The organism is Streptomyces sp. NPDC039462 (genome assembly GCF_055639375.1).
The window spans coordinates 969113-990092 of the sequence record NZ_JBVKAO010000001.1; the positions used below are offsets into that span (position 1 = coordinate 969113).

Sequence of the window (20980 nt, forward strand, 5' to 3'; positions counted from 1 at the left end):
AAATGCGGGGCGTTCTGCGCGATGCGTTGACGTGCTCGGCTCTGCTGCCTAAGTTGCCGTTCGTAATCCTGATCAGCGTCCGAGATATCGAACGCGAGATACCGAACACGAGTATCGAGAACGGCAGAGGTGGACATGGCGCGCAGGAGATGGCAACTCGGGCTCACCGTCGGGGCGTTGGGGTCCCTGCTCGCGGGGACGCTCGCCGCGAGCCCCGGCGCGGCGGCCGGTCCCGCCGCACCGGACGAGCCGGCCGACTACACGTTCGACGTCGACACGGCCCGCACCGGAGCGAAGATCGACGACTCGATGTACGGCGTCTTCTACGAGGACATCAACCGTGCGGCCGACGGCGGGCTCTACGCGGAGCTCGTGCAGAACAGGTCCTTCGAGTACAGCACCGACGACAACAAGGCCTACACGCCGCTCACGTCATGGGACACGTCGGGCACCGCCCGCGTCCAGAACGACGACGGCCGCCTGAACACCCGCAACCGCAACTACCTCGCGCTGAACGCCGGTTCGGCCGTCACGAACTCCGGCTACAACACCGGCATCGCGGTCGCCAAGGGCAAGCGGTACGACTTCTCGGTCTGGGCCCGCGCCGACGGGGCGGCGCGCGCGCCGCTGACCATCGGCCTCCGGGACTCCGCCGGCGAACTGGCCGCCGCCCGTCGTGTCACCGCGCGCGGTGGCTGGGCCAAGTACAAGGTCTCCTTCACCGCCACCCGCACCTCCGCGACCGGACGGCTCACCGTCACCGCGGGCGCGCCCGTCGCCCTCGACGAGATCTCCCTCTTCCCGCGCGACACGTACAAGGGCCGCGAGAACGGCCTGCGCAAGGACCTCGCCGAGAAGATCGCCGACCTGCATCCCGGATTCCTGCGCTTCCCCGGCGGCTGCCTGGTCAACACCGGGAGCCACGAGGCGTACGACGAGAAGTCGGGCTGGCAGCGCAAGCGCTCCTACCAGTGGAAGGACACCATCGGCCCGGTCGAGCAGCGCGCCACCAACAGCAACTTCTGGGGCTACAACCAGAGTTACGGGCTCGGCTACTACGAGTACTTCCAGTTCGCCGAGGACACCGGCGCCATGCCGCTGCCCGTCGTGCCCGCCCTGGTCACCGGCTGCGGCCAGAACAAGGCCACCGACGACGACGCGCTCCTGAAGCGGCACATCCAGGACACCCTGGACCTCATCGAGTTCGCCAACGGGCCCGTGACGAGCGAGTGGGGCAAGAAGCGCGCCCGGATGGGCCACCCCAAGCCCTTCCGCCTCACGCACCTGGCGGTCGGCAACGAGGAGAACCTGCCCCACGAGTACTTCGCCCGCTTCAAGCAGTTCCGCGCGGCCATCGAGGCCGCGTACCCGGACGTCACCGTCGTCTCCAACTCCGGGCCCGACGACAGCGGCGCGATATTCGACACCGCCTGGAAGCTCAACCGCGAAGCGAACGTCGACATGGTCGACGAGCACTACTACAACAGCCCCCAGTGGTTCCTGGAGAACAACGACCGCTACGACTCCTACGACCGCAAGGGCCCGAAGGTCTTCCTCGGCGAGTACGCCTCCCAGGGCAACAAGTTCTCCAACGCCCTCGCCGAAGCCGCGTTCATGACCGGCCTGGAGCGCAACGCCGACATCGTGAAGCTCGCCTCGTACGCGCCGCTGCTCGCCAACGAGGACTACGTGCAGTGGAAGCCGAACATGATCTGGTTCGACAACGACCAGTCGTGGGGATCGGCCAACTACGAGACGCAGAAGCTCTTCATGCGCAACGTCGGCGACGAGGTCGTGCCCTCCACCGCCTCCGGCACCCCGGCCACCTCGGGCCCGATCACCGGCGCCGTCGGCCTCTCCACCTGGGCGACGAGCGCCGCGTACGACGACGTGAAGGTCACGGCCGCCGACGGCAGGACCCTGTTGACCGACGACTTCTCGGCCGGTGACAGCCAATGGAAGAAGGCATCGGAAAAGGGCAGTTGGGCCGTCCGGGACGGCGCGTACGTCCAGTCCGACGAGGCCGCCGAGAACACCCTGGTCACGGCCGGCGACAAGAGCTGGCAGAACTACGACCTGAACGTGAAGGCCACCAAGAAGGCGGGCAAGGAAGGCTTCATGGTCGCCTTCGGCGTCAAGGACACCGGCAACCACTACTGGTGGAACGTCGGCGGCTGGAACAACACCCAGTCGGCCGTGGAGAAGACCACCGACGGGGCCAAGCAGACGATGGTCCAGGACGACACGACCGTCGAGACCGGCCGCAGCTACGACCTGCGCGTCGAGGTCCGCGGCCGCCAGGTGACGCTCTACCTCGACGGAAAGAAGTGGGGCTCCTTCACCGACGACAAGCCCGCCGAGCCCTTCCGCCAGGTCGTCACCCGCGACAAGGCCACCGGCGAACTGATCGTCAAGGTCGTCAACGCCCAGAGCACACCGGCCCGCACGCGGGTCGACCTCGGCGACGGCGCGAAGGCGGCCCCGAAGGCACGGGTGACCACCCTGACCGCGGACCCGGCCGCCGAGAACACCAAGGACGCCCGGCCCGTCGCCCCCAGGACGTCCACCTTCGACGGGGTGGACGACAGGTTCTCGTACACCTTCCCCGCGAACTCGGTGACGTTCCTGCGGATCAGGACCGAGTAGCCCGGAGCCGTCCGCACGGACGGCTGCTCGACAGCCGCAATCCCAGATCAGGTTGAGGGAGTCATGACCCGTTCCGCCCGCTTCACCCTGCACCCGGACTTCGCCGTCGGCGATGTCGACCCCCGCCTCTTCGGCTCCTTCGTCGAACACCTCGGCCGGTGCGTCTACACCGGCATCCACGAGCCCGGCCACCCGACGGCCGACGAGACGGGCCTGCGCGGGGACGTCCTCGACCTGATCCGCGAACTCGGCGTGACCACCGTCCGCTACCCCGGCGGCAACTTCGTCTCCGGCTACAAGTGGGAGGACTCCGTCGGCCCGGTCGATGAGCGGCCCCGCCGCCTCGACCTGGCCTGGCGCTCCACGGAGTCCAACCGCTTTGGCCTCTCCGAGTACATCGCCTTCCTCAAGAGGATCGGCCCGCAGGCCGAGCCGATGATGGCGGTCAACCTCGGCACCAGGGGAGTCGCCGAGGCGCTGGAACTTCAGGAGTACGCCAACCACCCCGCCGGGACCGCCCTTTCGGACCTGCGCGTCGCACACGGCGACAAGGACCCCTTCGGCATCCGGCTCTGGTGCCTCGGCAACGAGATGGACGGCCCCTGGCAGACCGGCCACAAGACGGCCGAGGAGTACGGGCGGCTCGCCGCCGAGACCGCCCGCGCGATGCGGCAGATCGACCCCTCCCTGGAACTCGTCGCCTGCGGCTCGTCCAGCCAGGCCATGGACACGTTCGGCGCGTGGGAGGCCACCGTCCTCGCCGAGACGTACGAACTCGTCGACCACATATCCCTGCACGCCTACTACGAAGAGACCGACGGCGACCGCGACTCCTTCCTCGCCTCCGCCGTCGACATGGAGTCCTTCATCGAGAACGTCGTCGCGACCTGCGACCACGTGGGGGCGCGCCTCAAGTCGAAGAAGAAGATCAACCTCTCCTTCGACGAATGGAACGTCTGGTACCTGAGCAGAAGCCAGGAGGAGGCGGCGGCCGCCCGCCTCGACGGGACGCAGGACTGGCCCGAGGCCCCCCGCCTCCTGGAGGACAACTACTCCGTCACGGACGCCGTCGTCTTCGGCTCCCTGCTCATCGCGCTGCTCCGGCACGCGGACCGGGTGGCCGTCGCCTGCCTCGCCCAGCTCGTGAACGTGATCGCGCCGATCCTGACAGAGCCGGGCGGCCCCGCGTGGCGGCAGACCACGTTCTTCCCCTTCGCGCAGGCGTCGCGGTACGGACGCGGGCGGGTCCTCGACGTGCGGGTGGACTCACCGACGTATGAGACGGCGAAGTTCGGCGAGGTGCCGCTGCTGCACGCGACGGCGGTGCGCGCCGACGACGGCAGCGGCGCCGTCACTGTCTTCGCCGTCAACCGCCACCAGTCCGAACCGCTGCCCCTCGAAGTGGCCCTGAGCGGACTCGACATGACGTCCGTCGTCGAACACAGCGCGCTTGCGGACGCCGATCCGGAGGCCCGCAACACCCTGGCCGAGCCGGAGCGGGTCGCCCCGCACGAGGTCACGGGCACGGAGCTGCGGGACGACGGCACGCTGATCGCCACGCTGGAGCCGCTGTCCTGGAACGTGATCCGGCTCGGGTGACCCGGGCTTTCCCGGCCCGACCGGCAACCCGGTGACGGGTGGCGGCGACTACCCGGCGTACCCCCCAATGAGCCGCTCTGAAGGGACGTCCGTATGAGCACGCACCGCAGGGGCCACCACCGCCGCCGCCACCTGATCCTGTTCACCGGAGCCGGCGCCGCCGCGCTCGCGCTCGGCGCCGCACTGCCGCACCTGGCCGCCGCGGAACCCGCGGGGACGGCGGGGGCCCGGTCCGCGCAGGCCGAGAACGCGCCGATCGGCTTCGGCGCGGGCACGACGGGCGGCGGCAACGCCACCCCGGTCACCGTCACCACGCTCGCCGCCTTCAAGTCCGCCGTCGCGGGGAACACTGCCAAGGTCGTCAAGGTCAGCGGCCTGATCCCGCTCAGCGGCCAGGTCGACATCGGCTCCAACACCACGGTGCTCGGGGCCGGTTCGGCCTCGGGCTTCACCGGGGGCGGCCTGCGCGTGAAGGAGGCCACGAACGTCGTCGTGCGCAACCTGAACATCAGCAAGCCGGTGGCGCCCGCCGACGGCATCACCGTGCAGAAGTCGACGAAGGTGTGGATCGACCACAACTCCTTCTCGGCGGACCGCGAGCACGACAAGGACCACTACGACGGCCTTCTCGACATCAACCATGGCTCGGATCACGTCACCGTGTCGTGGAACACCTTCAAGGACCACTTCAAGGGCTCTCTCGTCGGCCACAGCGACAACAACGGGGCCGAGGACAAGGGCCACTTGAAGGTGACCTACCACCACAACCACTTCAGCAACGTCTACTCGCGCATCCCCAGCCTCCGCTTCGGCACCGGCCACTTCTACGACAACTACGTCCAGGGCGCCGACACGGCGGCCCACTCCCGCATGGGCGCACAGCTGCTGGTCGAGAACAACGTCTTCCGCTCCACCAAGATCGCCGTGACCACCAGTCGCAGCAGCGACGTCGACGGCTACGCGGTGCTGCGGGGCAACGACCTCGGGGGCGCCGCCACGGAGATCTCACAGGTGGGCTCCTTCACGAACCCGCCCTACAGCTACACCGCCGAGCCCGCCTCGTCCGTCGTCGCGTCCGTCACGCAGGGCGCGGGCGCCGGAAAACTCTGACTCCGTCAAGAGCAAGGAGAACCGTGTGAGCCGTAGCCGTAGCCGCAGCGCGCTCCTCGTCCTGCCCGCCGCCGTGCTGCTCGCCCTCGTGCCGGGCACCGCGTCGGCGTACCCCAATCCCGGCACCGTCACCGGCAGCACCGTCGTCCACGACCCGACGATGGTCCGCACCGCGTCCGGCAAGTACCTCCTGTACGCCACCGGGGGCGGCATCGGCCACCGGTCCTCCACCGACCGGATCGCCTTCCGCGCCGGCGCGGACGCCTTCGGCGGCCGGCCGGGCTGGTGGTCGCGGTACTCCTCCGTGCCGGAGGCCTGGGCTCCGGACATCTCGTACCACGGCGGGAAGTACCTGATGTACTACTCCGTCTCCAGCTTCGGCTCGAACACCTCCGCGATCGGACTCGCGGGCTCCACCACGGGCGAGCCGGGCACCTGGACCGACCACGGAACGGTCGTCACCTCCGGCCCCGACAGCGACCACAACGCCATCGACCCGAACCTCTTCGTCGACGACGACGGCAAGTGGTGGCTGTCCTACGGCAGTTGGTGGACGGGGATCAAGATGATCCGCGTCGACCCCGGGACGGGCAAGCCGTACGCGGGCGACACGACCCGCCACTCGCTCGCCTCCCGGCCGACCGGGACGAAGGCGGTCGAGGCGCCGTACGTCGTCAAGAGGAACGGCTTCTACTACCTCTTCGCGTCGTACGACACGTGCTGCGCGGGCACCGCCTCGACGTACAAGATCAAGGTCGGCCGCGCGACCTCGCCGACCGGCCCGTACTACGACAGGAACGGCGTCGCGCTGACGAAGAACGGAGGAACCACCGTCCTGGAGTCGCACGGCCGCTACATCGGCCCGGGCGGCCAGTCCGTCCTGAAGGACGTGGACGGCGACCTGCTCGTCTACCACTACTACGACGGACAGGACAACGGCACCCCGAAGCTCGGGGTCAACCTGCTCGACTGGAGCTCGGGGTGGCCGGTCGCCCGCTGACCGGCCTCTGCGACGGGGCACGTCGACTCGTTATTGAAAACGATTGTCATGCTGCTATGGTCAAGCAGCCGCAAAGTCGACGTGTCCCGTTCCAGGAAGAAGTCCCGTGCGCCCTCGCAAGCTGCTGCCTCCCGCCGCCCTGGCCCTGTCCTCCGCGCTCGCTCTCACCGGGTGCTTCGCCGCGAGCACGGCCGGCTCCGGAGAGGCGTCGGACGGCGAGCGGATACGCGTGGCGATGATGAACCCGCCCCGCTCCGGCCTCTCCCCGCTCAGCGACGACGCCTTCAAGCTGTCGCGCTGGTCCACCGCGGAGACCCTGGTCAACCTGGACAAGGACGGCGACGCCGAGCCGGCGCTCGCGACCAGGTGGAAGCGGACGGACGAGCGCACCTGGACCTTCACCCTCCGCAAGGGCGTGACGTTCCACGACGGCACCCCGCTGACCGCGCGGGCCGTCGAGCGGTCCCTCACCGCGGCGGCCACCGCCTCCCCCAAGCCGCGCATCCTCGACGGCGTCGACTTCACGGCCGAGGCCAAGGGCGACACCGTCGTCGTCACCACGGGCGAGCCCGACCCGCTCGTCCCGCAGCGGCTCTCCTCGCCGCAGCTGTCCGTCCTGGCCGCCAAGGCGTACCGGGGCGGGACGGTCGATCCGGTCGGGGCGGGCACCGGCGCCTTCGTCCTGAAGAAGGCCGACGGCACGTCGTCGGCGACCCTCGACCGCAACGAGAAGTACTGGGGCGGACGCGCCAGGGCCGCCGGGATCGACGTGACGTTCGTCCCCGACGGCGCCGCGCGGGCCGCCGCCCTGCGCAGCGGCGACGCCGACATCGTCGAGGCGATCCCGGTCTCCCAGGCCTCGCTCCTGGAGAAGGACCAGATCACCGAGGTGCCCATGCCGCGCACCAACACCCTCTACCTGAACACCGGTGCGGGCGTCTTCAAGGATGCGGGGCAGCGGGCCGCCGCCCGCGAGGCCATCGACGCCGACGCCCTCGTCGACGACATCTACGAAGGGCGCGCCGACACGGCGGAAGGCCTGCTCGGACCCGCCCTGCCCTGGGCGGCGGAGCGCGCCGGACGCACCCGCGCCGCCGAGCCGGCGAAGCCGTCCGGCGAGACCATCACCATCGGCACCTTCACCGACCGGGCCGAACTGCCCGAGGTGGCGGCCACGCTCCAGCAGCAGCTGAAGAAGGCCGGGTTCAAGGTGAAGCTGGAGGTACGGGAGTACGCCGCCATCGAGGCGGACGCGCTGGCCGGGAAGTTCGACGCGTTCGTCCTCTCCCGCGCCACCGTCATCGACTCCGGCGACCCGGCCGCGTACCTGCGCAGCGACTTCGCGGGCGACGGCTCCTTCAACCTCTCCCAGCTCGCCGACCCGCACGTCGACAGGGCCGTCCGCAAGGCGGAGGAGGCCACGTCCGGCGCCGCCCGCCGCGCCGCGGTCCTCGACGCCGAGACCGCGGTCCTCAACACCGACGCGGCCGTCCCCATGCTCCACGAACGGGTCATCCAGGGCGACGCCACGAACGTCGTGGGCTCCGCGAAGGACCCACGCGAGCGTGAGCTGATCACCCTCGACACGTACGTCAAGTGATGCCGGAGATACGCCACGCGGCACGCCGGACCCGGCTCGTGACGCGCCGGGCGGCGCGTGAGGCTGCGGGGGTGGTGGGGGCTGCGGGGTCGGCGTGGTCGGTGCGGGCGGTGCGGGCGGTGCGGGCGTCAGGAGTGCGGGTCGTGCGGTCGGCGGGCGGGGTGCGGCCTCTGCGGCCGACGGCCGAGGCGCGGGCTACGGGTGGCGGGTGTGCCGTGCAGTCTGCGGCCGGGGTGCGGGGCGTGCGGCCGACGGCCGAGGCGCGGGTTGCGGGACCGTCGGTCGGGGTGAGAGCCGGGCGGTCGGTGGGCGGGGTACGGCGGGTTGTGTGGTTGGCGGGGGTGTGGGGCGTGCGGCAGTTGGGCGGGTTGCGAGACATGTGGCTGTCGGGTGGGTTGCGAGGCATGTGGCTGTCGGGTGGGTTGCGGGCCGGGCTTGTGCGGGTTTGTGCGCTCGCCGTGGTTCTCGCCGTCGTCGGGCTGTTGCCCTGGCTCTCCGGGCGGGATCCGGCCCTCACCGTGCTTCGCGCACGCTCCGCCGAGCAGGAGCCCACCGCCGAGGCCCTGTCGGCGATCCGCGCCGACCTCGGCCTGGACGCCGGGCCCCTCACCCTGCTCACCGGCTGGGCCGCCGGCCTGATCCGCGGCGACCTCGGCACCTCCTGGGTCTCCGGAGCCGACGTGCTCCCCTCCGCGCTCTCCGGACTCGGCGTCTCGCTCACCCTCATGGGCGCCTCGCTCGCCGTGGCGCTGCTCGTCGCGACCGCCCTGTGCCTGCCCACGCTGGTACGCGGCGCGCGCGGCACCCTGCGCGGCGGGGGAGGGGCCGGCGGGGCGATGCTCGCAGCCGTACCCGAATTCCTGCTCGCCACCGTGCTGTTGATCGTGCTCGGCGTGTGGGGCGGGCTCCTCCCCGTCTCCGGCTGGCAGGGGCCACGCCACCTCGTGCTGCCCGCCCTCGCCATGGGCGTCCCCGCTGGCGGGCTGCTCGGCCGGCTCGTGGCCGACGCGCTGCCCGCGGTGTTCCGTGAGCGCTGGACGGACGTGTGGCGGGCGAGCGGGACGAGCCCCGTCCGGCTGACCGGGGCGGCACTGCGGCGCGCCCTGCCCGCGCTCGTGCCGCAGGTCGGCCTGGTCGCGGTCGGACTGACCGGCGGCGCGGTCGCCGTCGAGACCGTCTTTGCGGTGCCCGGCCTCGGCCGCACCGCCCTCGGCGCCGCCAAGTCCCAGGACCTGCCGCTGCTCCAGGGCTCGGTCCTCGCGCTGCTGCTCCTCGCCCTGGCGGCGGGCGGCTGCGCGGCCCTCGTGCGGAAGGCGCTGTTCGGCGCCGCGCTCAAGGGCTCGGCGCTCGCGCTGCCCGCGCCGCCGCCGGGGCACGTACCGGCGAGGGTGCCGGCCCTGCTCGGGGCGGCCCTCGCGGCCGTCATCGGGTGGGGGCTGCTGCGCGACCCGTACGCCGTCGACACCACGCTGCGGCTCGCCGCGCCCTCCGCGGCGCATCCGCTCGGCACGGACGCGCTCGGCCGCGACGTGCTGGCCAGGCTCGGGCACGGGGCCGCGAGCACCGTCGGCGTTGCGCTCGCCGTGTGCGCCGTCTCGCTGCTCGTCGCGCTCGTCCTCGGCTTCCTGCCGAACGTGGCCGCCGGCGCGTCCGACATCGCCAACGCGCTGCCGCCCGTCGTGGTCGGCGTTCTCGCCGCCGCCCTCACCGGACCCAGCACCTTCGGCGCTTCCCTCGCGGTCGCGCTCATCTCCTGGCCGCCGCTGGCCGCGCACGCCGCGGCGCTCGTCCAGGAGACGCGCGCCGGGGCCCACCTGGCGGCCCAGCGCGCCATCGGGGCGAGCCCCGCCTGGATCCTCACCCGGCACGTGCTGCCCGCCGTCGCGGGCCCCGTCGCCCGGCACGCGGTCCTGCGCCTGCCCGGCACCGCGCTCGCCCTGGCGGCCCTCGGCTTCCTCGGCCTCGGCGCGCGGCCGCCGTCCCCCGAGTGGGGGCTCCTGCTCGACGAGTCACGGCTGTACGTCGAGAGGGCACCGGTCGCGGCCCTCGCACCGGCCGCCGCGCTCGCGCTGCTGGCGGGTCTGGCGGTGACGCTGGCGGCGGTAAGGCCGCGTGCGGCGAGTTCGGCGCGTACACCGCGTGCACCGCGTCCAGCGCGAACGGCACAGTCCACGATGCCTGCGGAGGTCAAGGCATGAGCATCAGCAACCCTTTGCTCGCCGTGCGGGATCTGCGGGTGAGCGTCGGTGCGGTGACCGCGGTGCGTGGTGTGTCCTTCGACGTCCACGCCGGCCGCGTCACCGCTCTGGTCGGCGAGTCCGGGGCGGGCAAGTCGCTGACCGCCAGAGCGGTCCTCGGGCTCGTGCCGCGCGGCGCCCGGGTGGCCGGCAGCGTACGTCTCGACGGCGAGGAGATCGCCGGGGCGGGGACGGACGTCTACGGACGTCTCTGGGGGCGGCGCCTCGCGTACGTCCCGCAGGACGCGCTGGCCGTCCTCAGCCCCGTGCACACGGTCGGCGCCCAAGTCGCCGCCGCCGTACGCTCGGTGGCCCGCGTCCCGCGCGCGGAGGCCCGGCGCAGGGCGGTCGCGGCGCTGGACCGCGTCGGCATCGCGGAGGCGGCACGGCGCGCCCGCTGCCTCCCGCACGAGTTCTCCGGCGGCATGCGCCAGCGCGCGGTGATCGCGATGGCGCTGGTGAACTCCCCGGACCTGATCGTCGCCGACGAGCCGACCACGGCGCTCGACCCCCGCCTCCGGGAGGAGATCCTGCACGCCCTGACGACCACACCCCGCAAGGGTGACGACAAGTCCCCGGCGCTGCTGCTCATCACCCATGACCTGCCCCTGGCAGCCGCTCACGCCGACCACACGGTGGTCCTGTACGCGGGAAAGCCCGTGGAGTCGGGCCCGACATCCCAGGTGCTCACCCGTCCGAAGTCCCCTTACACGGCGGGCCTCCTGGCCTCGTTGCCGGGAGTGACAGAGGCGCGGCGTGCGGCGCGCGGGCCGTTGCCGGTGGTCGCGGGGAGCCCGCCGTCCCCGCTCGCGCTCCCCGCCGGGTGCGCCTTCGCGGACCGCTGTCCGGCGGCCGTCGACGAGTGCCGGGTGGCGGAGCCCGCGCTGGTCGACGGTGGGGGCGGGCACGCCGTCGCGTGTCATCGGTCGCGGGAGCTGCCCGCACCCCTCACCGGGCTCTTCACCGAGGAGGCCGCCGCGTGACTCCGCTGCTCGAAGTGACCGATCTCGTCGTGCGGTACGGCGAGTACACCGCCGTGGACCGCGTGTCGTTCCGCATCGAAGCGGGCGAGACGCTCGCGCTGACGGGCGCGTCCGGCTGCGGGAAGACGTCCACGGCGACCGCCGTGCTCGCGCTGCGCAGGCCCGAGCGGGGCAGCAGCGTCCGGTTCGCCGGGCAGGAGCTGACGACGCTGCGCGGCCGCGAACTGCGCGCGCTGCGGCCGCAGTTCCAGCCCGTCTTCCAGGACCCCTACGCCTCCCTGTCCCCCCGCACCCCCATCGGCGCCACCATCACCGAGCCGCTGCGCGTGCACGGCAGGCCCGTCGCGGGACGGGCGGCCGAGCTGATGGAGCTGGTCGGCCTCGATCCCGCGTACGCGGCCCGCCTGCCGCACGAGCTCTCCGGCGGCCAGTGCCAGCGCGCCGGAATCGCCAGGGCGCTCGCCCTCGGCCCCCGGCTCCTCGTCCTCGACGAGCCGGTCTCCGCGCTCGACCCCTCCGTCCGCTCCGGCATCGTCAACCTCCTCACCGACCTCCAGGACCGCCTCGGACTCGGCTACCTCTTCATCTGCCACGACCTGGCCCTCGTCCGCCACCTCGCCCACCGCGTCGCCGTCATGTCGGCCGGGCGGATCGTGGAGACGGGACCCACGCACGAACTCTTCGACGCGCACCGGGACCCGTACACCCGTCAGTTCCTCACCGGCCACTGACCCCGACCCGCTTCCCGGACCCATCCGACTTCCCGCGCCCCTCCGACTCCGCGCACCCACCCGATACGAGCGATACGAGCCCCACGCCCGCCATGTCTGCCGTCACCCCCGCCACCCGTACGCACCTCTGGCGCACGCTGCCCGCCCTGCCCCGGCTGCTGATCGTCACCCAGTGCGCCTTCAACATCGGCTTCTTCGCCGTGCTGCCCTTCCTCGCCGACCACCTAGGCGGCGCCCTCGGCCTCGGCGGCTGGCTGGTCGGGCTCGTGCTGGGGCTGCGCACCTTCAGCCAGCAGGGGCTGTTCGTCGTCGGCGGCACGCTCACCGACCGGTACGGGCCCCGGCCCGTCGTGCTCGCCGGATGCGCGCTGCGGGCCTTCGGGTTCGGCTGGCTCGGCTTCGCCGACGCGACCTGGTCCGTCATCGGCTCGGTGCTGCTCGTCGGGTTCGCGGCGGCACTGTTCTCACCGGCCGTCGAGACGGAGATCGCCCGGCAGGCGGTGCGTCACGAGGAGACGACCGGCGTCGAGCGGACCCGGGTCCTCGGCCTCTTCTCGGCGGGCGGCCAGGCGGGCGCCTTGGCGGGGCCGGTCCTGGGCGCGGCCCTGCTGGCGGGCGGGTTCCGGGTGGCCTGTCTCGCGGGGACGGCGGTGTTCCTGGTGATCCTCGCCGCGCACGGCCGGCTGATGCCGGACACGCGCGCGGGCGACGCGGGCGCGGGCGGCGCGGCCACGGACCGCCCGTCGCTGCGGGGCGGTGTACGGCAGCTGCTGCGCCACCGCGCCTTCCTCGGCCTGTGCCTCGCCTACAGCGGCTACCTCCTCGCGTACAACCAGCTCTACCTCGCCCTGCCCGCGGAGCTGGACCGCTCCCTCGGCTCGCAGGCCGCTCTCGGCTGGCTCTTCGCGCTCTCCTCGGTCCTGGTCGTCGCGGGCCAACTGCCCCTCTCCCGCTGGGTCGCGGCGCGGCTCTCGCCTCCGGCGGCACTGCGCTGCGGCCTCGTCCTCGTGGCCGGGTCGTTCGCGGCGACGGGGGTGCTCCTTCCGGTGGGCGGTGTCGTGCCGTCGCTGGCGTTCGTGGTGCTGCTGACGCTCGGCCAGATGCTGGTGGTCCCGGCGGCCCGGGCCTGGCTCCCCGATCTGGTCGAGGACCGCAGGCTCGGCTTCTTCACGGGGGCGCTCTCCTCGGTCTCCGGCGCGGTGGTCCTCGCGGGCGGGGCCCCGGTGGGCGCCTTGCTGGAATGGGGCGGGGCGATGCCTTGGATCGTCCTCGCGGTCGTGCCGGTGCTGGGGCTCGTGGGCGTTCGCCGGGTACCGCCGCCCGGCAGCCCTCCACCGTCCAGGAGCGCCGAACCCGCCGAGCCCGGCCGGCCCGCCTAGCCCGCCTGGCCCGCGTGGCCCGCCCAAAGAACGTCCCGCACGAAGGCGTTGCGGAACTTGCCCGTCGGGTCCAGCTTCTCCGCGAGTGCCGTGAAGTCGGCTCGGCGCGGGTAGCGGGCGCGGAGTTCGGTGGGCGGCAGCGTGAAGACCTTGCCCCAGTGCGGGCGTGGGTCGAACGGTGCGAGGTGGTCCTCGACCAAGGCGACCACCGGGAGCACCGCCGCCGGGTCCGGGAGCCAGGTGAAGTGGAAGGCCACCGTGTCGCGGCCGTACGCGGGGCTCAGCCACTGCGCGTCGGCGGCCACCGTGCGGACCTCACAGACCTGGAGGACGGGGGCGATCGACGCGCGCAAGGAGTCGAGCGCGTGCAGGGCGGCGAGCGCGTCCCGCCGGGGGAGGAGGTACTCCGACTGGAGTTCGGCGCCGCTGCTCGGAGTGAACGCCGGCCGGAAGTGCGGCAGCCGCTCGTGCCACGGGCCGGGTATGCCCTGCTGGCGCGTGCAGTTGACCGCCGGCATGCCCGGCACGGGGTGGGCGGGCACGGTGGCGGGCCGAGCCCACGGGAAGTCGGCCGGCGGCCCGTCGGCGCGCCGCTTGAGCCACACCTGCGTGAAGCGGGGTCCGCGCCAGTCCGTGAAGAGACTCACGCTGTACGCCGCCGCGCTCACCGCCTCGAAGTCGAGCCCGGCCAAGGGGAGTTCGACGTACACGTGCTGGCACACCTCGAAGGTGGGCTCCACGTCGAGGGTGAGGGCGGTGACGACGCCGAGGGCGCCCAGCGCGACCACGGCGCCGTCGAAGCCCTCGTCGCCCCGGCGCAGCGTGAGCCGTGACCCGTCCGCCGTGATCAGTTCGACGGCCCGGACCGCCGAGGACAGGGGCTGGTTGCCGTTGCCGGAGCCGTGGGTGCCGGTGGCGACCGAGCCGGCCACCGAGATGTGCGGCAGGGAGGCCATGTTGGGCAGGGCGAGGCCCTGCGCGTGGAGGTGGCGGGCGAGTTCGGCGTAGCGCACGCCGCCCGCGACGCGGACCGTCCGGGCCGCCGTGTCGACGTCGACGGACGGTTCGAGCCCGGCCAGGGAGACCAGCGCCCCGCCGGATCCAGGATCGACGTCGGCGATCCTGTTGAACGAGTGCCCGGTGCCGAGGACCCGCACTTGGCGGCTGCCCGCGATCAGGTCCCGCAGCTCGTCGAGCGAGCGGGGACGGTGCAGCTCGCCGGTGGAAAAGGTGATGTTTCCCGCCCAGTTGGTCCACGTGCCGCTCGTCATCCCCGCTTCTCCCTCATGTCGCCCTCGTCCCGTCCTACCCGTTGACCTGCTCCGAACACGCCTTTACCGTTTCGGCGTTCGACATCACAGATGTTGTTCGAAATCACGGACGTAACCACGGACGTCATCACGGACGTCCCCTCGCTCCGGAAAGGCGCGCCAGCGTATGAACCCCAGCGAACCACCCACCCCGAACCACGGCCGACGCCCGCACCCGCACCGCAGACTCGTGTTGAAGGGCGCGGCCCTCGCCGCGGGCACCCTCGCCGCCGCCCCGGCCGTGGCCGGCGCCGCGACGCCGGACCCCGCGGCCCGCGCGCCCCACGCCGCCCCCTCCTTCACCAACCCCCTCGTCCGGCAGCGCGCCGACCCGCACATCCACCGCCACACCGACGGCCGGTACTACTTCACCGCCACCTCACCCGAGTACGACCGCATCATCCTGCGCCGCTCCCGCACCCTGCGCGGCATCGCGACCGCCGAGGAGGCCGTCGTCTGGCGCAAGCACGCGAGCGGTGACATGGGCGCGCACATCTGGGCGCCGGAGATCCACCACATCGACGGCAAGTGGTACCTGTACTTCGCCGCCGCGCCCGCCGACGACGTGTGGAAGATCCGCATGTGGGTCCTGGAGAACTCCCACCGCGACCCGTTCAAGGGAACGTGGACGGAGAAGGGGCGGATCGTCACCGCCTGGGACACCTTCTCCCTGGACGCGACCACCTTCACGCACCGCGGCTCCCGCTACCTCGCCTGGGCGCAGTACGAGCCCGGCATGGACAACAACACGGCCGTGTTCCTGTCCCGCATGGCCAACCCCTGGACGGTGACCGGGCCCCAAGTGCGGCTCACCACACCGGAGTACGACTGGGAGTGCGTCGGCTTCAAGGTGAACGAGGGTGCCTCGGTCATCAAGCGCAACGGACGCGTCTTCATGACGTACTCCGCGAGCGCCACCGACGCCAACTACTGCCTGGGCCTGCTCACCGCCGATGCCCGCAGCGACCTCCTCGACCCGAAGTCGTGGACGAAGTCCCCGAAGCCCGTCTTCACCAGCAACGAGACCACCAGGCAGTACGGGCCCGGCCACAACTCCTTCACCGTCGCCGAGGACGGCCGCACCGACGTCCTCGTCTACCACGCCCGCCAGTACAAGGAGATCACCGGCGACCCGCTGCACGACCCCAACCGGCACACCCGCATCCAGCGGCTGGGCTGGAAGGCCGACGGCACACCTGACTTCGGCATTCCCGTGGCCGACGGCCGCAGCTCCTGAGAAACAGCGCGACCCGGCCACCTGGCCGGGTCGCGCCGGAGTCCGGAGGTGCCGCCCCGGATCAGCGGGTGGAGAAGGCGTGGACCGTGCTCGACCGGTAGGTCTCGCCCGGCCGCAGCACCGTGGAGGGGAACGACGGCTGGTTCGGGGAGTCCGGGAAGTGCTGGGTCTCCAGGCACAGCCCGTCGCCCTGGCGGTACGTGCGTCCGGAGGGGCCCGTCAGTGTGCCGTCGAGGAAGTTGCCGGAGTAGAACTGCACACCGGGCTCCGTCGTGGCGATCCTCATGGTGCGGCCGGTCTCCGGGTCCCGGAGCGTCGCGAAGGGCTCGGGGCGGTGGGTGATGCCCTTGTCGAGGACCCAGTTGTGGTCGTACCCCTTGGCGGTCACCAGCTGCGGATGGGCGGCGCGGATGTCCTTGCCCACGCGCTTCGCGCGCCGGAAGTCGAAGGGCGTGCCCGCCACCTTCGCCAGCTCGCCCGTCGGGATCAGCCCCGCGTCGGTCGGCGTGAACCGCCCTGCGGCCAGGGACAGTTCGTGGCCGTAGATGTCGCCGCTGCCCTCACCCGCCAGGTTGTAGTACGTGTGGTTGGTGAGGTTAACGACGGTCGCCTTGTCGGTGGTTGCCGCGTAGTCGATCCGCCAGTCGCCGCGGCCGGTGAGGGTGTACGTCACCTTCACCCGCAGCGTCCCCGGATAGCCCATCTCACCGTCGACGCTCACATACCGGAGGACCAGGCCGACACCGGAGGACCCGGCGAACGGCTCCACGTCCCACACCCGCGTGTCGAAGCCCTTCGCGCCGCCGTGCAGGCTGTTCTCCCCGTCGTTGACGGACAGTTGGTAGCTCTTGCCGTCCAGGGTGAAGCGGCCGCGCGCGATGCGGTTGCCGTAGCGGCCGATGAGCGCGCCGAAGAACGTGGTCCCCGCGGTGTACGCCTCGATGGTGTCGTAACCGAGGGAGACGTTGGTGTACCGGCCGCGCCGGTCGGGCAGTTCCAACGACTGCACGATGCCGCCGTACGAGAGGACCTTCATCCGCGTGCCGCCGTTCGCCAGCGACCAGCGGTACACCTTCGTCCCGTCGGCGAGCCTGCCGAAGAGTTCCTTGGTGGGCCGTGCGCCGTCCGCCGCGTGCGAGGTGCCCGCGACGGCCGCCGTGAGGCCCGTGGCGGCGGCCGCCGCCAGTACATTGCGTCTGCTCGTTTCCATGTGCCGCTCCATAAGGGTGAGTTGGACTGTGACTACCGGCCGACCTTGCGCTTGTTCCAGACGTCGAACCCGACCGCGGCGAGCAGCACCAGGCCCTTGATGACCTGCTGGTAGTCGGTGCCGATGTTGACCAGGGACATGCCCTGGTTGAGGACGCCGAGCACCAGGCCGCCGATCACGGCGCCCATCACCGTGCCCACGCCGCCGCTCATCGACGCGCCGCCGATGAACGAGGCGGCGATCGCCTCCAGTTCGAAGTTCAGGCCCGCCTGCGGGGTGCCCGCGTTCAGCCGCGCCGCGTACACACAGCCCGCGAGCGCCGCCAGCACACCCATGTTGACGAAGATCAGGAAGGTGACGCGCTTGTCCTTCACGCCGGACAGCTTCGCCGCCGCCTTGTTGCCGCCCAGCGCGTACACGTGCCGCCCGATGACGGCGTTGCGCATCACATAGCCGAGGCCGATCAGCAGACCGCACATGATGAGCAGCACGACGGGCACACCGCGGAAGCTCGCCAGGGTCAGCGTGAAGGCGATGACGGCGGCGCTGATCGCGACCAGCTTGGCCACCCACAGGCTCGTCGGCGTGACGTCGAGGTCGTACGCCAGCTGCTGCTTGCGGCTGCGCCATTCACGGAAGACGAGGAACGCGACCGTCACGAAGCCGATGACCAGCGTCGGGTTGTGGTACTGCGTGTACGGGCCCATCTCCGGGATGAAGCCCTTGGCGATGTTCTGGAAACCGTCGGGGAACGGGGACAGGGACTGCCCCTCCAGGACGATCTGCGTGAGACCGCGGAAGAGCAGCATGCCGGCGAGCGTCACGATGAACGACGGGATGCCCACATAGGCGATGAAGAAGCCCTGCCACGCCCCCGCGACCGCGCCGATCAGCAGCGAGAGGACGAGCGCGAGCACCCACGGCATGTCGTGTTTGACCATCATCACCGCCGACATGGCGCCGACGAAGGCCACCAGCGAACCGACGGACAGGTCGATGTGGCCGGCGATGATGACGATCATCATGCCGATGGCCAGGATGAGGATGTAGCCGTTCTGCTGGATCAGGTTGGAGACGTTGCTCGGCAGCAGCAGGACGCCGTCCGACCAGATCTGGAAGAGGATGACGATGAAGGCCAGGGCGATGAGCATGCCGTACTGGCGCATGTTGGAGCGCACGCTGCGCAGCAGCAGTTCGCCGACGGAGGCCTTGGCCGGTGGTGTGGCCGCGGTGTCGCGCGGGGGCGTGGTCGTGGTGGTCATGGCGGATGCCTCAGCTTCTGTTCTTGGTCATGTGGCGCATCAGGAGTTCCTGGGTGGCGTCCGCGCGGTCGACCTCACCGGTCAGCCGGCCCTCGGCCATCGTGTAGATCCGGTCGCACATCCCGAGCAGCTCGGGCAGTTCGGAGGAGATGAAGAGGACCGCCTTGCCCTCGGCCGCGAGCTTGTCGATGACGGTGTAGATCTCGTACTTGGCACCGACGTCGATGCCGCGCGTCGGCTCGTCGAGGATCAGCACCTCGGGGTCGGCGTGGATCCACTTGCTCAGCACGACCTTCTGCTGGTTGCCGCCGGAGAGCCGCCCCACCTGCTCGAACACCGTGGGAGCCTTGATGTTCATCGACTTGCGGTAACGCTCGGCGACGGACCGCTCGTGGTGCTCGTCGACGAAGCCGTCCCGGCGCCGCATGCCCGGCAGTGAGGCCAGGGAGATGTTGCGGTTGATGTTGTCGATGAGGTTCAGGCCGTACTGCTTGCGGTCCTCGGTGACGTACGCGATGCCCGCGTCGACCGCGGCGGGCACCGTCTTCGTGACGACCTGGCGCCCGCCCACCGACACCGTCCCGGACACGTACTGACCGTACGAACGCCCGAAGACGGACATGGCGAGCTCGGTGCGGCCCGCGCCCATCAGGCCCGCGATGCCGACGATCTCACCGCGCCGCACGGTCAGCGACACGTCGTCGACGACCTTGCGCTGGTGGTCGACCGGATGCCGCACCGTCCAGCCCTCGACGGCGAGGGCGGGCGAGCCCGCGTCCGCACCCTCGTAGGGCGTGCGGTCGGGGAAGCGGTGGTCGAGGTCGCGGCCGACCATGCCGCGGATGATGCGGTCCTCGGACAACTGCGGCTCCGATTCCGGCGTCTCACGAACCGTCAGCGTCTCGATCGTCCGGCCGTCGCGCAGGATCGTCACCGAGTCGGTGATGGCCCGGATCTCGTTCAGCTTGTGGGAGATGATGATGCTGGCGATGCCCTGCTCGCGCAGTCCCACGATGAGGTCGAGGAGCTTCGCGCTGTCCTCGTCGTTGAGCGCGGCCGTCGGCTCGTCCAGGATGAGCAGCTTCACCTCCTTGGACAGCGCCTTCGCGATCTCCACCAGCTGCTGCTTGCCCACGCCGATGTCGGCGACCGGCGTCTGCGGCTTCTCGTTCAGGCCCACCCGCTTGAGCAGCGCGCTCGCCCTGCGCAGCGTGTCGTGCCAGTCGATGAAGCCGCGCCTGGCCTGTTCGTTGCCGAGGAAGATGTTCTCGGCGATGGACAGGTACGGGACGAGCGCCAGCTCCTGGTGGATGATCACGATGCCGTGCCGCTCGCTGGCGCGGATGTCCTTGAAGGCCATCCGCTCGCCCTCGAAGTGGATCTCGCCGTCGTAGCTGCCGTGCTCGTGGACGCCGCTGAGGACCTTCATCAGCGTCGACTTGCCCGCGCCGTTCTCGCCGCAGATCGCGTGGATCTCCCCGGCCCGCACGGTCAGGTTCACATCGGAGAGCGCCTTGACGCCGGGGAACGTCTTGGTGATGCCGCGCATCTCGAGCACGGGCCTGCTCACTTGAGCTGCCCCGCCGTGAAGTACCCCTCTTTGACGAGGAGTTGCGTGTTCGACTTGTCGATGCTGACCGGGTCGAGGAGGTACGACGGGACGGTCTTCTTGCCGTTGTGGTAGTTCTTGGTGTCGTTGACCTTGGGCTTCTTGTCGTTCAGGACCGCGTCGCCCATCGCCACCGTCTGCGCGGCCAGCTTGCGGGTGTCTTTGAACACCGTCTGCGTCTGCTCGCCGCGGATGATGGACTTCACCGACGCGAGCTCGGCGTCCTGCCCGGTGATCACCGGCAGCGGCTGGCTCTTGGAGCCGTACCCCGCGCTCTTCAGCGCCGAGATGATGCCGAGCGAGATCCCGTCGTACGGCGAAAGGACCGCGTCGACCCGCTCCGAGCCGTAGTTCTTGCTGATCAGGTCGTCCATGCGCTTCTGCGCGGTGCCGCCGTCCCAGCGCAGCGTGGTGGCCTGGTTCATCCTCGTCTGCTTGCTGCGGACGGTGAGCTGCCCGGTCTTGAAGTACGGCTGCAGCACCTTCATGGCGCCGTTCCAGAAGTACTTGGTGTTGTTGTCGTCCGGCGAGCCCGCGAACAGCTCGATGTTGTACGAGTCGCCGCCCTTCGCCGGCTTGCCCAGCTTCAGCTTGTCGACGATGTACTGCGCCTCGAGGCGGCCGACGCGCTCGTTGTCGAACGACGCGTAGTAGTCGACGTTCTTCGTGCCGAGGATGAGGCGGTCGTACGAGATCACGGGGATGCCGGCGTCGTGCGCGCGCTGCAGGACATCGGTCAGCGCGGAGCCGTCGATGGCGGCGACCACCAGCAGGCTGCGCCCCTTGGTGATCATGTTCTCCAGCTGGGCGACCTGGTTCTCGACCTTGTCGTCGCCGTACTGCAGATCCGTCTTGTAGCCGGCCTTGCGGAACTGCTCGGCCATGTTCTTGCCGTCGGCTATCCACCGCTCGGAGGCCTTGGTCGGCATCGCGAGCCCGATGGTGGCGCCCTTTCCGGCGTCCGGCTTGTACCGGCTGCCGCCCTTGGCCTCCTGGCCGCAGGCGGTGAGCGAGCCGAGCAGGACGGCCGTGGCCACCGCGGCGGTGAGGCGCGTGCGGGTGCGCAT

At 71.1% G+C, this 20980-nt stretch carries 16 protein-coding genes; 10 read left to right on the forward strand and 6 right to left on the reverse strand.

Features of this window, described 5'->3' with window-relative positions:
* The first annotated feature begins 135 nt into the window (after positions 1-135).
* The 5 genes from ACZ7LU_RS04075 (at position 136) to ACZ7LU_RS04095 (ending at position 7955) form a co-directional block, all read left to right on the forward strand.
* The gene (locus tag ACZ7LU_RS04075; protein WP_471915608.1) at positions 136-2646 is read left to right on the forward strand and encodes an alpha-L-arabinofuranosidase C-terminal domain-containing protein; all 2511 of its coding nucleotides are present in this window, start codon (positions 136-138) and stop codon (positions 2644-2646) included.
* A 63-nt stretch (positions 2647-2709) separates the two neighbouring features.
* Positions 2710-4245: an arabinosylfuranosidase ArfA gene (gene arfA / locus ACZ7LU_RS04080; RefSeq protein ID WP_471915609.1), complete on the forward strand. Its 1536-nt coding sequence runs from the start codon at positions 2710-2712 to the stop codon at positions 4243-4245.
* Between the two features lie 93 nt (positions 4246-4338).
* Positions 4339-5355: a pectate lyase family protein gene (locus ACZ7LU_RS04085; protein ID WP_471915610.1), complete on the forward strand. Its 1017-nt coding sequence runs from the start codon at positions 4339-4341 to the stop codon at positions 5353-5355.
* A gap of 25 nt (positions 5356-5380) precedes the next feature.
* On the forward strand, positions 5381-6355 hold the full coding sequence (locus ACZ7LU_RS04090; RefSeq protein WP_471915611.1) for an arabinan endo-1,5-alpha-L-arabinosidase: 975 nt from the start codon (positions 5381-5383) through the stop codon (positions 6353-6355).
* A 106-nt stretch (positions 6356-6461) separates the two neighbouring features.
* A complete protein-coding gene (locus ACZ7LU_RS04095; protein WP_471915612.1) occupies positions 6462-7955 on the forward strand; it encodes an ABC transporter substrate-binding protein in 1494 nt (497 codons plus the stop codon).
* Here the strand turns inward: ACZ7LU_RS04095 and ACZ7LU_RS04100 are convergent.
* Positions 7948-8334 (reverse strand): hypothetical protein, encoded by a 387-nt coding sequence (locus ACZ7LU_RS04100; RefSeq protein ID WP_471915613.1) that lies wholly within the window; start codon positions 8332-8334, stop codon positions 7948-7950. The genes ACZ7LU_RS04095 and ACZ7LU_RS04100 overlap by 8 nt on opposite strands.
* A gap of 25 nt (positions 8335-8359) precedes the next feature.
* Between ACZ7LU_RS04100 and ACZ7LU_RS04105 the strand changes: the two genes are divergently transcribed.
* The 4 genes from ACZ7LU_RS04105 to ACZ7LU_RS04120 all read left to right on the forward strand — a co-directional run bounded on the left by ACZ7LU_RS04105 (position 8360) and on the right by ACZ7LU_RS04120 (position 13285).
* Positions 8360-10153, forward strand: coding sequence for an ABC transporter permease subunit (locus ACZ7LU_RS04105; protein ID WP_471915614.1), 1794 nt, complete (start codon positions 8360-8362; stop codon positions 10151-10153).
* A complete protein-coding gene (locus ACZ7LU_RS04110) occupies positions 10150-11175 on the forward strand; it encodes an ABC transporter ATP-binding protein (protein ID WP_471915615.1) in 1026 nt (341 codons plus the stop codon). The genes ACZ7LU_RS04105 and ACZ7LU_RS04110 overlap by 4 nt, the downstream gene beginning before the upstream one ends.
* Positions 11172-11906 carry an ATP-binding cassette domain-containing protein gene (locus tag ACZ7LU_RS04115; RefSeq protein WP_471915616.1) on the forward strand — a complete coding sequence of 245 codons (735 nt, stop codon included), beginning with the start codon at positions 11172-11174 and terminating at the stop codon, positions 11904-11906. Before ACZ7LU_RS04110 ends, ACZ7LU_RS04115 begins: the two co-directional genes overlap by 4 nt.
* A gap of 92 nt (positions 11907-11998) precedes the next feature.
* The gene (locus tag ACZ7LU_RS04120; RefSeq protein ID WP_471915617.1) at positions 11999-13285 is read left to right on the forward strand and encodes an MFS transporter; all 1287 of its coding nucleotides are present in this window, start codon (positions 11999-12001) and stop codon (positions 13283-13285) included.
* Here the strand turns inward: ACZ7LU_RS04120 and ACZ7LU_RS04125 are convergent.
* A complete protein-coding gene (locus ACZ7LU_RS04125) occupies positions 13282-14556 on the reverse strand; it encodes an FAD-binding protein (RefSeq protein ID WP_471915618.1) in 1275 nt (424 codons plus the stop codon). The two genes, ACZ7LU_RS04120 and ACZ7LU_RS04125, sit on opposite strands and share 4 nt — an antisense overlap.
* Before the next feature lie 166 nt (positions 14557-14722).
* On the opposite strand from ACZ7LU_RS04125, the gene ACZ7LU_RS04130 reads away from it, so the two are divergent.
* The gene (locus ACZ7LU_RS04130; protein WP_471915619.1) at positions 14723-15832 is read left to right on the forward strand and encodes a glycoside hydrolase family 43 protein; all 1110 of its coding nucleotides are present in this window, start codon (positions 14723-14725) and stop codon (positions 15830-15832) included.
* 61 nt (positions 15833-15893) lie between these two features.
* Here the strand turns inward: ACZ7LU_RS04130 and ACZ7LU_RS04135 are convergent, their stop codons facing one another.
* From ACZ7LU_RS04135 to chvE, 4 genes are read right to left on the reverse strand one after another with little or no spacing between them, the layout of a single operon-like run.
* Complete coding sequence (locus tag ACZ7LU_RS04135) at positions 15894-17042, reverse strand: aldose epimerase family protein (RefSeq protein WP_471915620.1); 1149 nt, start codon at positions 17040-17042, stop codon at positions 15894-15896.
* 32 nt (positions 17043-17074) lie between these two features.
* Positions 17075-18304, reverse strand: a complete 1230-nt coding sequence (gene mmsB / locus ACZ7LU_RS04140) for a multiple monosaccharide ABC transporter permease (RefSeq protein ID WP_468302435.1) — start codon at positions 18302-18304, stop codon at positions 17075-17077.
* A 10-nt stretch (positions 18305-18314) separates the two neighbouring features.
* Positions 18315-19853: a multiple monosaccharide ABC transporter ATP-binding protein gene (gene mmsA / locus ACZ7LU_RS04145; protein WP_471916474.1), complete on the reverse strand. Its 1539-nt coding sequence runs from the start codon at positions 19851-19853 to the stop codon at positions 18315-18317.
* 17 nt (positions 19854-19870) lie between these two features.
* On the reverse strand, positions 19871-20980 hold the full coding sequence (chvE, locus tag ACZ7LU_RS04150; RefSeq protein ID WP_398299728.1) for a multiple monosaccharide ABC transporter substrate-binding protein: 1110 nt from the start codon (positions 20978-20980) through the stop codon (positions 19871-19873).

Coding starts and splice junctions, on each gene's coding strand:
- ACZ7LU_RS04075 (WP_471915608.1), top strand. CDS start 136: ATGGCGCGCAGGAGATGGCAACTCGGGCTCACCGTCGGGGCGTTGGGG.
- arfA (WP_471915609.1), top strand. CDS start 2,710: ATGACCCGTTCCGCCCGCTTCACCCTGCACCCGGACTTCGCCGTCGGC.
- ACZ7LU_RS04085 (WP_471915610.1), top strand. CDS start 4,339: ATGAGCACGCACCGCAGGGGCCACCACCGCCGCCGCCACCTGATCCTG.
- ACZ7LU_RS04100 (WP_471915613.1), bottom strand. CDS start 8,334: ATGTCTCGCAACCCGCCCAACTGCCGCACGCCCCACACCCCCGCCAAC.
- ACZ7LU_RS04105 (WP_471915614.1), top strand. CDS start 8,360: ATGTGGCTGTCGGGTGGGTTGCGGGCCGGGCTTGTGCGGGTTTGTGCG.
- ACZ7LU_RS04110 (WP_471915615.1), top strand. CDS start 10,150: ATGAGCATCAGCAACCCTTTGCTCGCCGTGCGGGATCTGCGGGTGAGC.
- ACZ7LU_RS04120 (WP_471915617.1), top strand. CDS start 11,999: ATGTCTGCCGTCACCCCCGCCACCCGTACGCACCTCTGGCGCACGCTG.
- ACZ7LU_RS04125 (WP_471915618.1), bottom strand. CDS start 14,556: ATGACGAGCGGCACGTGGACCAACTGGGCGGGAAACATCACCTTTTCC.
- ACZ7LU_RS04130 (WP_471915619.1), top strand. CDS start 14,723: ATGAACCCCAGCGAACCACCCACCCCGAACCACGGCCGACGCCCGCAC.
- ACZ7LU_RS04135 (WP_471915620.1), bottom strand. CDS start 17,042: ATGGAAACGAGCAGACGCAATGTACTGGCGGCGGCCGCCGCCACGGGC.
- mmsB (WP_468302435.1), bottom strand. CDS start 18,304: ATGACCACCACGACCACGCCCCCGCGCGACACCGCGGCCACACCACCG.
- mmsA (WP_471916474.1), bottom strand. CDS start 19,853: ATGCGCGGCATCACCAAGACGTTCCCCGGCGTCAAGGCGCTCTCCGAT.
- chvE (WP_398299728.1), bottom strand. CDS start 20,980: ATGCGCACCCGCACGCGCCTCACCGCCGCGGTGGCCACGGCCGTCCTG.